Origin of the sequence: Kribbella orskensis (assembly GCF_004342085.1) — a bacterium.
Lineage (GTDB): Bacteria > Actinomycetota > Actinomycetes > Propionibacteriales > Kribbellaceae > Kribbella > Kribbella orskensis.
On the sequence record NZ_SLWM01000016.1, the window covers coordinates 167,437 to 181,985 of the forward strand.

Genomic DNA, 14,549 nt, shown 5'->3' on the forward strand with positions numbered 1-14,549 from the left:
GGGAAGAACCACATCCTGGGTGGCCACCGGTCCCGGCGTCGTACTTGCCCATACAGGTACGACGCCGTGCCGGGTCCGGTCCTGCAACAACGTGCAGCACCCTGGCGCCACGGCGCACCGCCGAACGCCCCGGAGCGGCTGCGCTGGCCGGCCAAGGAGGGCGCAGAGGCTTGAGCTGGTTGCGTTTTGCAACCTGTGGGTTCTGGTCGGGGAACACGTACGTGTTCCTCAGGCGTTGTTAAGGGTGGGCCCGTAGTATCGCGATACGACCCACAGCGGGTCGACAGTGGGTCATCAGGAGGATGACATGCAGAGCAGTAACCCGGTCCTGAACCGGTCGAGTGCATTTGCGCCTGGCCAAGGCCAGGCCTATCCCGGGGCCGCTCCGTACGGTCAGCCGGGTCCTTACGGTCAGCCCGGCCAGTACGGCGGGCCCGGTATGCCGCCCCAGCAGTACCAGGGGGCGCCCGCAGCCAGCCGTCCCATGACGTTGGACGACGTCATCGTCAAGACCTCGATCACGCTGGGTGTCGTCGTCGCGGCGGCCTTCGTCGCGTGGTTCACGACGCCCGACAACCTGGTGACGCCGGTGTTCCTGGCCGGCGCGCTGCTGGCGTTCGCGATCGCGATGGTGCTGTCGTTCTCGCGCAAGATCAACCCCGCGCTGCTGATGGTGTACGCCCTCGCCGAGGGCGTGTTCCTCGGGATCGGCAGCAAGTTCATCGCCAACTGGGTCGGTGACCCGGGCGTCATCGTCCAGGCGATCCTGGCCACGATGGTGACCGCCGGCCTGACGCTCGCGACGTACAAGTACTTCGCGATCAAGGTGACACCGCGGTTCACCAAGATGGTGATCATCGGCACGATGGGCTTCGCCGGCGTGCTCCTGATCAACTTCATCGCCAGCCTGTTCGGCGTCAACACCGGCATCGGCGGGTTCGGCGCGATGGGTCTGCTGTTCGCCGCGCTCGGCGCCGGCCTGGCCGTGTTCAACCTGATCCTCGACTTCGACATGGTCGAGCAGGGTGTGCGCGCCGGAGCCCCGCAGAACGAGGCCTGGCGGGCCGCGTTCGGCCTGACCGTCACGCTGGTCTGGCTGTACTGGAACCTGCTGCGGATCCTGGCGATCCTGCGCGGTGGCGACTGACCGGCCGACTAGCATCGGCTAGCTGACTTGAGAGGCCCGGTTCCTTCAGGTGGAGGAGCCGGGCCTTTCGCATGCCCTGGAACCGCAGTGCCCAGGAACCGCCGGCCGGGAACTGTCGGTGGGCCTTGCCAGAGTTGGCGCATGACGACCAGGTGGACGATGACGATCGACTGTGCTGACCCGGCGCTGGTGGCGCGGTTCTGGTGTACTGCGCTGGGCTACGTGGAGGCTGATCCGCCGGAGGGCTGGGACACCTGGGAGTCGTGGCTGGTGGCGCAGGGGGTGCCCGAGGAGGAGTGGAACGACGGGGCCAGCGTGTCCGATCCGGACGGCAGGCTGCCGTCGATCTCGTTCCTGAAGGTGCCCGAACCGCGGACGACGAAGAATCGGCTGCACCTGGATCTCCAGGTGAGCGGTGGTCGTGCTCAGCCCCAGGAGTTGAGGGACAGCCGGATCAGGGGAGAGGTCGAGCGGCTGGTCGCCGCGGGGGCGACGGTAATGGGCGAGGTCGAGCAGAACGGCTCACTCGACCACTTCTGGATGGCCGACCCGGAAGGGAACGACTTCTGCGTGGTCTGACGCCGGCACCAGGCAGATTGCCGCGAGGTTCGGAGCAAGAAGGTGCTGACGGCAACGAAGACCTGCCCCTCCACCTGAAAGGGCAGGTCTTCGGCTGAATTCAGACTCCTGTTCGGCTCGTCAGCCCATTCGCCTGTGCGCTCTGACCAGGTCGTATTCATGGACGATGGCTGTGGCGTGCCCGTGAGCGAGGGCGTACTCGGTCAATAGCCATCTCACCCGCTCATCGAAGCGCAGGAACGACGGTCCGTCGTTCATCAACCTGAACCACTCTGTCATCTCGCGTCCGGTGCACTCGGGCACCTTCTGCACCAGACGTTGGTGCGTCTCCTCGGAGTGGTTCAAGCCCATCTTCGCCTCCCGTCATCGGGGTACCACGTAGTTATCGACTGTGCACCAGGACATCGAGGCAAATCAAGACCTTCGGTATGAAAGTCCTCGCTCAGCGGACGCGCTATTTCCCAACAGGTACTGCGTCCGCCGGGCTCGCGAACTCTTCCTCGACCCGGTCGACGTCGGCCTTCGGGTGCCGGCGACGGTGCCGCAGTTGGGCCCAGCGTCCGCGCGGGCCGCGGTCGTTGCCGGCGACCTTGGCGGCGGCCACCTCCGTACCGGCCGTTCGGGCAGCCTGGACGGCAGCCTCGGCGATCGGCAGGACGGCCTCGCCACGAAACGACTCGGGGTGCACGAACGACTCCGGGCCGACCCCGACGGCGGCGGCGACCGAGGGCAGCAGCGCGGCCGCGGCAGCGGCGTACCCGGTCACGGACGGGTGGAAGTTGTCCGGGCCCCACATCGACGGGTTGGTCCGGAACGCCTCGCTCAGCAGCGAGCCCATCGACACCGTGCGGCCCCCGGCCTCGACCACACTGATCGTCTGGGCGGCGGCGAGCCGCTGGCTCCACGACCTGGCCACCTGGCGCAGCGGCGGCATGATCGGGCGGACCACGCCGAGGTCCGGGCAGGTGCCGACCACGACCTCGCAGTTCGCGGCCCGCAACCGGCGGACCGCGCCGTCGAGCAGCCGGACTGAGGTCGACGGCGGCATCTGCGACTTGACGTCGTTGACGCCGATCAGGATCGCGGCCACATGCGGGCCGGCGAGCAGCGCGGTGTCGACCTGGCCGGCCAGATCGTTGGACTTCGCCCCCGTCCGCGACACGTCGACCAGCCGGACCGGGCGCTTCGCCAGCTCGGCGAGACCGCAGGCGAGCAGTACGCCGGGAGTCTCGTCGGGTGAGGAAGTGCCGTATCCGGCTGCGCTGGAGTCCCCGATCATCGCGAGCGTGATCGGGTGACCTGGGTACCGGCCATACAGACCGTCGCCCTTGGCCGGGTGAGCCTTCATCGGACCGATGACGTGCCTGGCGTACCGCGCTTCCGCGGTCAGTACGCCGTACAGCGTCGCTCCGATCAGTCCGAGTCCCCCGCCACCGAAGGCTGCGGCCTGGGCCAGCTTCTTGGCGGCCCGGGCTTTTGTCATAGGACCAGGATTACACGCTGTGACGCTGGCGCAAGCGAAATAGGGACCGACGCGCTGCGTGACTCGTTACTCCTGCCGCCGCGTCGACGGGGATGGTGACGGCGATGGCGCTGTGGAGGCGCATGTCCCATACAGTGAGATGCGTGCGCTACGTGAACTCACTCCTGGACCTGATCGGCAACACCCCGCTGGTGCGGCTCTCGAAGACCACCGACGGCGCGAAACCGCTGGTGCTCGCCAAGGTCGAGTACCTGAACCCCGGCGGCTCAGTGAAGGACCGGATCGCGGTCCGGATGGTCGAGGCCGCCGAGGCCTCCGGCGAGCTCAAGCCCGGCGGCACCATCGTCGAGCCGACCTCCGGCAACACCGGCGTCGGGCTGGCGATGGTCGCCCAGGCCAAGGGCTACAAGTGCGTCTTCGTCTGCCCGGACAAGGTGAGCGAGGACAAGCGCAACGTGCTCAAGGCGTACGGCGCCGAGGTGGTCGTCTGCCCGACGGCGGTCGCGCCGGAGCACCCGGACTCGTATTACAACGTCTCCGACCGGCTGGTCCGCGACATCGACGGCGCCTGGAAGCCGAACCAGTACGCGAACCAGAACAACCCGCTGTCGCACTACGAGACCACCGGCCCGGAGCTCTGGGAGCAGACCGAGGGCAGGATCACTCACTTCGTCGCGGGTGTCGGGACCGGCGGCACGATCAGCGGTACCGGCAAGTACCTCAAGGAGGTCTCCGGCGGCCGCGTGCAGATCATCGGTGCGGACCCCGAGGGTTCCGTGTACTCCGGGGGCACTGGCCGGCCGTACCTCGTCGAGGGTGTCGGTGAGGACTTCTGGCCGGAGACCTACGACAAGACCATCTGCGACCGGATCATCGAGATCTCCGACGCGGACTCGTTCGCGGTCACCCGGCGGCTGGCCCGCGAGGAGGCGATGCTCGTCGGCGGATCCGCGGGAATGGCCGCGGCTGCCGCGATCAAGCTCGCGCATGAGCTCGACGACCCGGACGCCGTCATCGTCGTACTGCTGCCGGACGGTGGCCGCGGCTACCTGACGAAGGTGTTCAACGACGACTGGCTCGCGCAGTACGGGTTCCTCGCGCACGCTCGGCAGGGGACGACGTTGGGCGAGGTGCTGGCCGGCAAGGACGGCAGCATGCCGCCGCTGGTACACACGCACCCGCACGAGACGATCGCCGAGGCGATCGAGATCCTGCGCGAGTACGGCGTATCCCAGATGCCGGTGGTCCGGGCCGAACCGCCAGTGATGGCGGCCGAGGTAGCCGGTTCGGTGTCCGAGCGGACCCTGATGGACGCCCTGTACTCCGGCCAGGCCCGGCTGGCCGACATGGTCGAGCTGCACATGGACCCGGCCCTGCCGTCCCTCGGCGCGGGCGAGTCCGTGACGAAGGCAGTCGAACTGCTGGAGGGCAAGGACGCCCTGATGGTCCTCGACGATGGCAAGCCGGTCGGCGTTCTCACTCGTCAGGACCTGCTCGGTCATCTGTCCGTCGGCTGACGGTTCCCAACCCGCCGGGGTGGTCCGGCGTACGGCTGATCCACCCACGCGGTCCACGGGTTACCCCTCTGGTTCAGAATGCGAGGGGTACAGCACCGTGGGTAACACTGGTTGTGTGAGCTTCGGGAGCCGGTTGAGGGAGTATCGCGATCACCGTGGTTGGTCGCTTGCTGACCTGGCGCGTGAGACCCACTACAGCCGGTCTTACCTGTCCAACCTGGAGAACGGGCGGAAGGCCCCGACTGAGGAGCTGGCGCGGTCGTGTGACGAGGCGTTGCGGGCCAAAGGTGAGCTGATCGCGGCAGCGCGCGGTGACACAGTCTCGAAGCTGGACCGGACTCCTTGGCAGACGGCTGAGTTGGTTCAGCGGATGCAGGCCAGCGACACGACCAAGAGCACGCTGGAGAGCCTCCACTCGACGATCGAGGAGCTCTGCTGCCAGTACAGCCACCGTGACGCACTGGAGCTTCGCCAGGAGGCACAGGGCTGGCTTCAGCACGTCGCCGGATTGCTCCGTCGGCCGGTTGGCCTGCGGGCACACTCTGAACTGCTCGTTGCTGGTGGCTGGCTTGCCCTGCTTGCCGGTTGTGTGGAGTACGACCTGGGCATGCGCACCGCGGCCGAGTCCACCCGGACTGCGGCGATGCAGCTCGGGCTCGAGGCCGGTCACCCGGAGATCGCCGGCTGGGGGCATGAGATGACGGCATGGTTCGCCCTCACGCAGGGCCGCTTCGGCCAGGCCGTCGAGGCGGCTCAGAAGGGTCGGGCTGTCGCGCAGACCAGCAGCGTGCACGTCCAGCTGATCGCGCAGGAGGCGAAGGCGAAGGCTCGACTCGGTGAGTCCGGTCTCCACTCGCTGCTCGAGAGCGGCAAAGAGATGCTCGAACAACTGCCGTACCCCGGCCGTCCCGACAACCACTTCAAGGTCGACCCGGCCAAGTGGGACTACTACGCGATGGACGTTCACCGGATCGCCGGAGACGACGAGCAGGCGACTCAGTACGCGCGCACCGTGATCCGGGACAACATCACGCCGGATGGGGTGGAGCTGAGTCCGATGAGGGTGTCTGAATGCCGGATCACCCTTGGCATCGTCGCGGGCCGACGGGGTGATCTGGAGCAGGCCGTCGAGCTGGGCAGGAGCGGGCTCGAGGGCGATCGGCAGAGCAAGCCGCATCTGCAGATGGTCGGCGGGGAGCTGGAACAGGAGCTGCGTCGCCGGTACCCCGGCGAGGGTCTGGTGGCCGAGTTCGAGGCGACCCTGCACGGCCTATGACGCTGCGCAGTACCAGGAGGTCAGCGGTCGACGACGGTCGGGATGATGGCGATCAGGATCGTGACGAGGATGCCGAGGACGATCGCTGCTGTTCCGAGGATCTGAAGGATTTCCATACTTCAAGAGTGCTTCGGGAAGGCCTGCCGGCCATCGGTCTCCGGGCCGGTCTTGCGCTCGTCCCGCGGTAGCAGCAGCGCGCCCGCAGCTCATACTTCCGTTGCCTGGGGCAACGCCGTGCAGGGACCACGAGAATGCAGCACGCCCGGCGGACCCGGGTGGGTCCGCCGGGCGTCGGCATCATCCGGCCGCGCTCGAGCCGATCGGTGGTGCGCTCGAGCGGTCGACGGTGGGATCAGCGGTCGATCGGTGGTGTCAGCGGTCGACGACGGTGGGGATGATGGCGATCAGGGCGGTGATCAGGACACCGCCGACGATGACGACTGTGCTCAGGATCTGGAGGAGGCTCATGCTTCAAGGATCCGTCGCCGAGCAGCGGAAATCGTCGGCCTTTGGACCAGTCTTCGTCTCCACCCATAGTCGTACCCCGACCCGGCCGCCTCCTCCCGTAGTACTCCGGGAGAACCCCGGCCGGGGCCAGGGGTCAGCTGACGACGACGTAGTCCGAGGGGTCCAGGCGCCGGGTGCGGCGCCAGTAGGAGACGGTGAAGTCGGGCCAGATGGTGGAGTTGCGGCCCTGCGCGTCGAGGTACCAGCTGTTGCAGCCGGACTGCCAGACGGTGTCGTCGAGGTCGGACTGGACGGTCTGGACGAACCGTTCCTGGGCCTCTTCGCGTACCTCGACCGATGCCGCGTTGCGTCGCCTGAGCAGGTCCAGGGCCTGCATCACGTACCGGACCTGGGCCTCGATCATGAATACCATCGAGGAATGGCCGAGCGCGGTGTTCGGCCCGACCAGCAGGAACAGGTTGGGGAATCCGGCGACGGCGATCCCGAGGTGGGCGCCGATGCCGTTGCGCTTCCAGGCGTCGCCGAGATCGACGCCGTCGCGGCCGAGGACGCCCATCCGGGTCAGGTTGCCGGAGATCTCGAACCCGGTGCCGAGCACGATCGTGTCGGCCGGGCGCTCGACGCCTTCCGCGGTGACCACGCCTGTCGGCGTCACCCGGGAGATGGGGGTGGTGACCAGGTCGACGTTGTCGCGCGCGAATGCCGGGTAGTAGTCATTCGATTGGAGGAGCCGCTTGCAGCCGACCTGGTAGTCCGGCGTGAGACGAGCCCGGAGCTCCGGATCGGTGACCTGCCTGCGGAGATGCCACCTGGCCTGTAGTTCGAGGCCCTTCATCAGCTTGGGGGTGCCGGCGAAGCCCACACCGCGAGCCTCCAGACCCCAGAAGATGACGTCCCGGATCGCCCGTTGTCCCGCCGGGAAGCGCGCGTGCAGGGCGCGCTCGCGTGGGCCGATCGCCCGGTCCGGCTTCGGCGTGATCCAGGGAGCCGTGCGCTGGTAGACGTCGAGCTGCGCGGCCTGCTCGGCGACCCGCGGTACGAACTGGATCGCCGAAGCGCCCGTGCCGATCACCGCGACGCGCCTGCCGGTGAGGTCGTGGTCGTGGTCCCACTGCGACGAGTGGAACGCCGTGCCGGTGAACGAGTCGAGCCCCGGGAGGTCCGGGAACTTGGGCTGGTGCAGATTGCCCACGCCCGCCACGAGCGCCTGCGCGTCGAGGGTCTCGGTGCCGTTGATCGTGACGGTCCACCGGCCGGTCGTCTCGTCGTACGCGGCCTCCGTGACCTCGGCGCCGTACCGGATCTTGTCGGCGATGCCGTACTTCGTCGCGCAGTGCTTCAGGTAGGCGAGGATCTCGTCCCAGGGCGCGAACATCCGGGTCCAGCGCGGGTTCTGCTCGAACGAGAACGAGTACAGGTAGGACGGGACGTCGCAGGCGCAGCCGGGGTAGGTGTTGTCCCGCCAGGTGCCACCGAGCTCGTCGGCCTTCTCCAGGATGACGAAGTCCTCGCATCCCGCCTGCCGCAGCTTGATCCCCATGCAGAGTCCGGCGAACCCGGACCCGACGATCGCGACCTCGGTCTGTCCCATGCGGGGAAGGTTACCGGCGGGTCACGTCAATGTCAGCGGAGCCGGTGCAGGATCTCGCCGGCGTTCGGCAGCACCAGGGTCTCCGGGTCGTTCTCGTACTGCGTGAGGTCGAAGCTCGCGGGATCCAGACAGCCGAGGTTGGCCCGGCGTACTACGTCCTCCGGGATGCCCGTGGCCAGGGTGACGTCGACTCGGCAGCGTTCACCCTCGACCGGGTCCCACGTGCCGGCGCCACGGAGATGGGTGGAATGCGCGAGGACTCCCCAATGGGCGTCGCGGAACTGGTCCCACTGGCCGAGGAAGTAGTCGCGGCAGTGGTACCCGATCTGCTCGATCTCCGGGTGCATCGCGGCCAACTGGGTCACGTGCGGCGCGTAGAGAATGACCTCGCCGCCGTCGGCCACGATCGGCTCGACCTTGTAGAAGCCTTTCGCCGCGGTCCAGATGTCCTGGTAGCGGGACGGCATCAGCGAGACGACCCGGCGTACCGGTTGGTCGAGGTAACGGATGTGGGTCTCGGCGGAGACCGCGGAAGCCGCCTGCCAGGAGGAGATGGTGTCGCCGAAGGCCACCGCGTGCAGGGCGTTCGTGCCGCTCTGGGCGACGACGCTGAGCGCGAGTTTCTCCGCCGGGATCAGTGCAGCGGCCTCATCGATCAACGTGCGCACGGGGGTGTTGCCCGGCGTGCCGATGATGCCCGCGCTGGTGATCAGGGCGCCGAGCCAGTGGGACAGGTCGATGACCTGCTGGCCGGCGACTCCGGGGAAGAAGTACTTGTTGCCGCCGGAGAAACCGACCACCTCGTGCGGGAATACCGGGCCGACGACGAGGGCGACGTCGTGCTCGACCACGGCGCGGTTGAGCCTCACGGCGACCGCCTCGTGCAGCAGGCCGCCGGAGATCTCGCCGACCCGGTCCGCGCTGATCGTGCCGAGGTCCACGAAGGTGTCTTCCTTCCACCATTCGTGGTTGAGCACCGTGACCCCGCCGTACGAACCGCCGAGGTGGGCCGTCAGCTGGGCCGGCGTCATCTCCGCATGGGTGCCCAGGGCAACGAGTATGGTGAGCCGGCTGACCCGTCCGGTCAGAGCACCGTGCACCGCTGTCAGCAGCAGCGGCAACGGGCAACTCCGGGTCGCGTCGGGCACGATCACGCAGACGCTCTTCCCGTCGAGCCCGGCCTCCGCCAGCGACTCGTGGATGAACCCGGTGACCTCGTCCTCGCCGAGCACCTGCCCGGGGCCACCGAGTACCGCGACCGGCCGCACCTCTACGCCACTCATACCGCGAACCCTAGCTGGCAAGCGGTTGCCGCTGGAATCGCATCCACTGGCCGGTGACCTTGGAAAGCCGGTCCGGCAGGACGGCCGGTTCGGTTTCGGTGAGCTTCCAGTCCGCGAAGAGCCGTTCCACCTTGTCCGGATCGATGCCGTTGGGCATGCCGCGTCCGGTCTCGCCGGTGAAGGTGAACATCAGCAGTGCCGCATCGGGCTCCGCGACCACAGCGGACTGTCGCGCGTAGGCGGCCTGCTGGTCCGGGGTGAGGCTGTGGAAGCAGCCGAGATCCATCAGGAGCCCGTAGCCGGTCCCCGCCACCGCGGACAGCTCGGTCGCGTCGCCGACCTCGAACCGGATGTCGACTCCGGCGGCCTCGGCCCGCTTGCGTGCCTGCTTGATCGCTCGCGGCACGAAGTCGATCCCCGTCACCTGCCAGCCGCGCCGGGCCAGTTCGATCGAGTGACCACCCCGGCCGCACCCGATATCGAGCGCCTTCTTCGCCGGGCCGCCGCTGTCGTCCTCGCGGGCCAGCAGCCGCCCGATCTGCGCCGCGCCGAGTTCCCCGGTCTGCTCCCATGGGGTGAATCCGACCAGGTAGAGCACCTTCCACATGTTCATGAGCGAGTCCCCCTACATTCGATAGAGTGAGACTCCTCCTAAATTGCGCCGGTCGTCAAGGCCTCAGCAGGTCAAGGCTTCAGCAGGTCGCGGCTGAGCAGGTCGGCGAACCAGGCTTCCCAGGCGGCCGGCGACCAGCCGTGGTCGCGGACCAGCATCCGGTAGAGCTCGTGGTCCATCAGCGTCGAGATGATGTCCGCGACCGCCGGTACGTCGAGGTCGGTGCGGAGGTGGCCCGTCTCGAAGAGGTGTTGTGCGAACTGGCCCTGGCCGAAGCGGCGCTGCTCGAGCATGGTCCGCCAGAGGTCGGCGATGTCCGGGTCGGAGCCCGCCGCGGCGCGCAGGGCCGAGAGCACGTCGACCGTGCGTTCGTGGACCTCGCGCAGGTGTTCGGCGAAGATCCTGAACTTCTCCAGCACGTCCGGTGTGGCCTGGATCCGTTGTACGAAAGGCTGTTCGATCACCGGGACCGGCTCGTCGTTGCCGGCGATCCTGGTGTCGACCAGTTCCTTGAGGATCGCCCGCTTCGTGCCGAACGCGGAGTACACGGTCTGCGGTGCGACGGTGGCGGCGGCGGCGATCTCGGTGATGGTGGTGGCGGCGTAGCCGGAGGTGGTGAAGAGGTCCTCGGCCGCGCTGAGAATCCGCAGCCGGGTCTGCCGGGCCCCCTCCTGCCGACGGGTGCCGTCGTACCGGCGGCGATCGGTCGAGGGTGTCAGCGGGCGTTCCGGGGCCGACCCTGTCATGTCGGGCAGTCTAGAGGGCGGCGACGAGAAGTCAGGGCGGACGAACGGTGATCGGGTGAAAACCCTTGGTAGGCAAGGGATTCGCGTGATCGTGCGGTAAGCGGAAAGCATTGACCGGTCCGCCGGATCAGGGGCAGCATCGGGCTTGTCCACTGGGGAACGTCTATTCAAGGGGGAGTTCCCGATGTCCGACACGATGCAAAGGCCTGCCGAGTTCACAGGGGGAGTACTGCGTCCGGGCGATCCGTCGTACGACGAGGCCAGGACCGTGTTCAACTCGATGATCGACAAACGGCCCGGGATGATCGCGCAGTGCGAATCCGCGGCCGACGTCGCGGCGGCGGTGCGCTACGGGGTCGCGGAGGGGTTGGAGATCGCCGTCCGCGGCGGCGGCCACAGCGTCGCCGGCGCTGGGGTGACGGACGGCGGCATCGTCGTCGACCTGCGCAAGCTGAGGAAGGCCCAGGTCGATCCGGACGCCAGGATCGCCCGGGTCGAAGGCGGGGCCACCTGGGCAGATCTCGACGGCGCCTGTCAGCCGTACAACCTGGCCACCACGGGCGGTCGCGTGTCGACCACGGGTGTCGCCGGCCTCACGCTCGGTGGCGGTTCGGGCTGGCTGGAACGGAAGTTCGGACTGGCCTGCGACAGCCTGGTGTCGGTGGAACTGGTCACCGCCGCGGGCGAGACAGTGATCGCGGACGAGAACCAGAACACCGAATTGTTCTGGGCGCTGCACGGTGGCGGCGGCAACTTCGGGGTGGCGACCGCGCTCACGTTCAGGCTGCGGCCGTTGCCGGCGGTGACGCTCGCGATTCTGTTCTGGCCGGCCGCGTCCGGACCCGAGGTCATCCGTGCGTACCGCGACCTGATGGACGCCGGTGCGCCGGAAGAGTTGGGCGGCGGGGTGATCTACCTGACCGGTCCGCCCGAGGAGTTCGTGCCGCAACACCTGCAGGGCGAGCGACTGGTAGGGGCGGCGGCCTTCTACGCGGGAACTGAGGCGGAGACACGCGAGGCATTCGCGCCGATGTTCGCCCTCGCGCCGGAAGGAGAGATGGTCGCCGAGATGCCGTACGCCGCCGCGCAGTCGGCCCTCGACGATCCACCAGGGTTCCGCAACTACTGGTCCGCTGAGCACCTGAGCGAGTTCCCGGACGAAGCGGTGAAGGCCTTCTGCGACCGCGCGGCGGACATGCGGCATCCGTCCCCGTCCCAGCAACTGGTGGCGCCCTGGGGCGGCGCGGTGGCGCGCGACGCCGACAAGTGGCCGCTGCCGCACCGCCAGGCCGACTGGGTGATCCATCCGTTCGGGTTGTGGAGCGATGCGGCAGACGATGCCGCCGGCATCCGTTGGGCTCGCGACCTGTGCACGGACATGAAGCCGTGGGCAACGGGTGCCGTCTACCTGAACTTCATCGGCGACGAGGGGCACGATCGGGTGGTGGCCGGGTTCGGCAAGGAGAACTACGACCGGATGGCACAGGTCAAGAGTGAGTTCGACCCGGGGAACGTGTACCACCTGAACCAGAACATCCGTCCGGCCTGAGCGGAACTTCCCCCGAAGCGTTGACCGGGCAGGGGTTGCAGGGCAGCATGCGGCCTGTCACTGGGGGAGCGGCGGCACGAGGGGGAAGTTCCATGTCCGACACGGTTTGGCGACCCTTGCGGGCGCACGGGGCGCGACCGGAGGGCTTCGGGGGAGTGGTGCTGTGGCCGGGCGATCCGGCGTACGAGGCGGCGCGGGTCGTCTTCAACGCCATGATCGACAAGCGGCCGGCGGTGATCGCGCAGTGCGAGTCCGCGGCGGATGTTGCCGCCGCGGTCCGGTTCGGGGTGGCCGAAGGGCTCGAGATCGCGGTCCGCGGGGCCGGCCACAGCGTCGCCGGGACCGGGGTGAGCGACGGCGGGCTGGTCATCGATCTGCGCAAGATGCGGAGTGTGCAGCTCGATCCGGACGCCCGGATCGTCCGGGTCGGTGGTGGTGCGACCTGGGGCGATCTCGACGGCGCCTGTTGGCCTTACGCGCTGGCGACCACCGGCGGCCGGGTCTCGACCACGGGGGTCGCCGGTCTCACGCTGGGCGGTGGCTCCGGCTGGCTGGAGCGGAAGTTCGGCCTGGCCTGCGACAGCCTGGTGTCGGTGGAGCTCGTGACTGCCACCGGTGAGTTGGTGATCGCCGACGACACCAGGAACCGGGAGCTGTTCTGGGCGCTGCACGGCGGCGGAGGCAACTTCGGCGTCGCGACCGCCCTGACCCTCAGGGTGCGGCCGCTGCCCGGTACTGCGCTCGGGAGGTTGTTCTGGCCGGCCGACGCCGGGCCGGCGGTGATGCGGGCTTACAGGGATCTCTTCGAGGGCGGAGCGCCCGAGGAACTCGGCGGGAGCGTCTTCTACTCGGCCGCACCGATCCGGGATTACGTCCCACCCGGGCTGCAAGGACGACCCGCGGTCGGGGTGACAGCGACGTACACCGGGTCGGAGGCCCAACTCCGGTCGGCCCTGGCGCCGGTGATCGACCTCGCGCCGGAGGGCATGATGCTGGCCGAGCTGTCGTATGCCGAGATCCAGTCAGCGCTCGACGACCCGCCCGGACTGCGCAACTACTGGTCGGCTGAGCACCTCGAGTCCTGGCCGGATGAGGCAGTGGACGTCTTCAGCGCTCGGGCGCCCGAGATGCCGTCACCCGAGACCTCCCAGCAGTTGGTGTGCCCCTGGGGCGGGGCAGTCGCCCGGTACGCCGACCGGTGGCCGCTGCCGCACCGCCGAGCGCCGTGGGTGGTCCAGTCGTACGGCGTCTGGGCTGATCCGGCCGAGGATGCGAGAGGTATCGCCTGGGCGCGGAACGTCTGCGCTGACCTCAAGCCGTACTCGACGGGCTCCGTCTACCTCAACTTCATCGGCGACGAAGGACCCGAGCGGGTCAAGGCGGCGTTCGGCGATCACTACGACAGGCTGGCCAGGGTCAAGGCCGAGTTCGATCCGGGCAACGTCTTCCACCTGAACCAGAACATCAAGCCCGCCTAGGGAATCGGGGATCTTCAGCCGGGTCGGGCGATTGCCAGGTTGGTGCTCGACGAAGTACGTCGATTCGTTGTGCTTGGCAATCGTCGGCGCATGCGGCGGGTGGTTGCGCCCGGCTTGGGTTGAGGTGGTTCCGCCGACTTCGGCTGATGTGGTTTCCACCGGCTGGGGTGATGTGGTCGCGTCCGGCATAGGCGGAGGGGGTGCGTCACCGGGCTGCGTGATGGTGCTAGTCGTGCTGGTGTGCGTCAAGAGCGCCTTCGGCGTCCCTTCGGGATCGGAACAAGTTCCGACTCTTGACCCACACCAGCCCGACCAGGGGAAGGACGCAGCTATCCCGGAGCCGCTGGGGGGTGTGGCGACAAGGGCCAGGGAGCTTCTGCTGAGGCGTTCGGGGAGTTGGCTTGCCTGGACCTTCGGGGATCTCTTTTGCCGGAGGGGGCAGTGGTGCCTCTCTGAAACCAGCACCTTGTGCACCGCTTGAGCAGATCTCGGCGCTCCGGACGCTCAACTGGTGCACAAGGTGGGGCTTGGGGCACCTAGTCGGGGCCTCGGACACGACACGGCCTGTCCCAGGTCCCCACTTGGTGTCCGAGGTCCCCACAACCGCACCGCCACCGGCTGTCGCGGCCCATTTGGTGTCCGCGGTCCCCAGCACCGCAAGCCGTCGGGCCCGGGCCTGTGGTCGGCCTCCCGATGGCGGGCTGTTCGGCCGGTGGCGCCTTACAGAGCCTGTTGGGGAATGGTTTTGGCTGGCGGAGGTCAGGGGTGTTGGTGGGGCTGTGGGTGTTGGGGCCCTGGGGCCGGGGCCTGCACCCTGGG

At 68.3% G+C, this 14,549-nt stretch carries 12 protein-coding genes; 6 read left to right on the top strand and 6 right to left on the bottom strand.

Annotation, left to right across the window (positions count from 1 at the left end):
* The first annotated feature begins 307 nt into the window (after positions 1-307).
* Positions 308-1,147: a Bax inhibitor-1/YccA family protein gene (locus tag EV644_RS32070; protein ID WP_132193005.1), complete on the top strand. Its 840-nt coding sequence runs from the start codon at positions 308-310 to the stop codon at positions 1,145-1,147.
* 141 nt (positions 1,148-1,288) lie between these two features.
* Complete coding sequence (locus tag EV644_RS32075) at positions 1,289-1,726, top strand: VOC family protein (protein WP_132193007.1); 438 nt, start codon at positions 1,289-1,291, stop codon at positions 1,724-1,726.
* A gap of 120 nt (positions 1,727-1,846) precedes the next feature.
* Here the strand turns inward: EV644_RS32075 and EV644_RS32080 are convergent, their stop codons facing one another.
* Entirely contained in the window at positions 1,847-2,077 is a 231-nt protein-coding gene (locus EV644_RS32080) for a DUF4287 domain-containing protein (RefSeq protein WP_132193009.1), read from the bottom strand.
* A 103-nt stretch (positions 2,078-2,180) separates the two neighbouring features.
* Positions 2,181-3,209, bottom strand: a complete 1,029-nt coding sequence (locus tag EV644_RS32085; RefSeq protein WP_132193011.1) for an SGNH/GDSL hydrolase family protein — start codon at positions 3,207-3,209, stop codon at positions 2,181-2,183.
* A gap of 143 nt (positions 3,210-3,352) precedes the next feature.
* Between EV644_RS32085 and EV644_RS32090 the strand changes: the two genes are divergently transcribed.
* Positions 3,353-4,726, top strand: coding sequence for a cystathionine beta-synthase (locus EV644_RS32090; RefSeq protein WP_241999059.1), 1,374 nt, complete (start codon positions 3,353-3,355; stop codon positions 4,724-4,726).
* A gap of 115 nt (positions 4,727-4,841) precedes the next feature.
* Positions 4,842-6,002 (top strand): helix-turn-helix domain-containing protein, encoded by a 1,161-nt coding sequence (locus EV644_RS32095; RefSeq protein ID WP_132193015.1) that lies wholly within the window; start codon positions 4,842-4,844, stop codon positions 6,000-6,002.
* A 601-nt stretch (positions 6,003-6,603) separates the two neighbouring features.
* Here the strand turns inward: EV644_RS32095 and EV644_RS32100 are convergent.
* The 4 genes from EV644_RS32100 to EV644_RS32115 all read right to left on the bottom strand — a co-directional run bounded on the left by EV644_RS32100 (position 6,604) and on the right by EV644_RS32115 (position 10,703).
* Positions 6,604-8,061: a flavin-containing monooxygenase gene (locus EV644_RS32100; protein WP_132193017.1), complete on the bottom strand. Its 1,458-nt coding sequence runs from the start codon at positions 8,059-8,061 to the stop codon at positions 6,604-6,606.
* Between the two features lie 32 nt (positions 8,062-8,093).
* On the bottom strand, positions 8,094-9,344 hold the full coding sequence (locus tag EV644_RS32105) for a lactate racemase domain-containing protein (protein ID WP_132193019.1): 1,251 nt from the start codon (positions 9,342-9,344) through the stop codon (positions 8,094-8,096).
* 10 nt (positions 9,345-9,354) lie between these two features.
* Positions 9,355-9,957 carry a class I SAM-dependent methyltransferase gene (locus EV644_RS32110; protein ID WP_132193021.1) on the bottom strand — a complete coding sequence of 201 codons (603 nt, stop codon included), beginning with the start codon at positions 9,955-9,957 and terminating at the stop codon, positions 9,355-9,357.
* Positions 9,958-10,028: 71 nt separating this feature from the next.
* Complete coding sequence (locus EV644_RS32115) at positions 10,029-10,703, bottom strand: TetR/AcrR family transcriptional regulator (RefSeq protein ID WP_158292979.1); 675 nt, start codon at positions 10,701-10,703, stop codon at positions 10,029-10,031.
* A gap of 184 nt (positions 10,704-10,887) precedes the next feature.
* Here EV644_RS32115 and EV644_RS32120 point away from each other — a divergent pair, with 184 nt between their 5' ends.
* Together EV644_RS32120 and EV644_RS32125 are read left to right on the top strand one after the other, a co-directional pair.
* Positions 10,888-12,252, top strand: coding sequence for an FAD-binding oxidoreductase (locus EV644_RS32120; RefSeq protein WP_132193025.1), 1,365 nt, complete (start codon positions 10,888-10,890; stop codon positions 12,250-12,252).
* Positions 12,253-12,344: 92 nt separating this feature from the next.
* Positions 12,345-13,730 carry an FAD-binding oxidoreductase gene (locus EV644_RS32125; protein ID WP_132193027.1) on the top strand — a complete coding sequence of 462 codons (1,386 nt, stop codon included), beginning with the start codon at positions 12,345-12,347 and terminating at the stop codon, positions 13,728-13,730.
* The last annotated feature ends 819 nt before the right edge of the window (positions 13,731-14,549 follow it).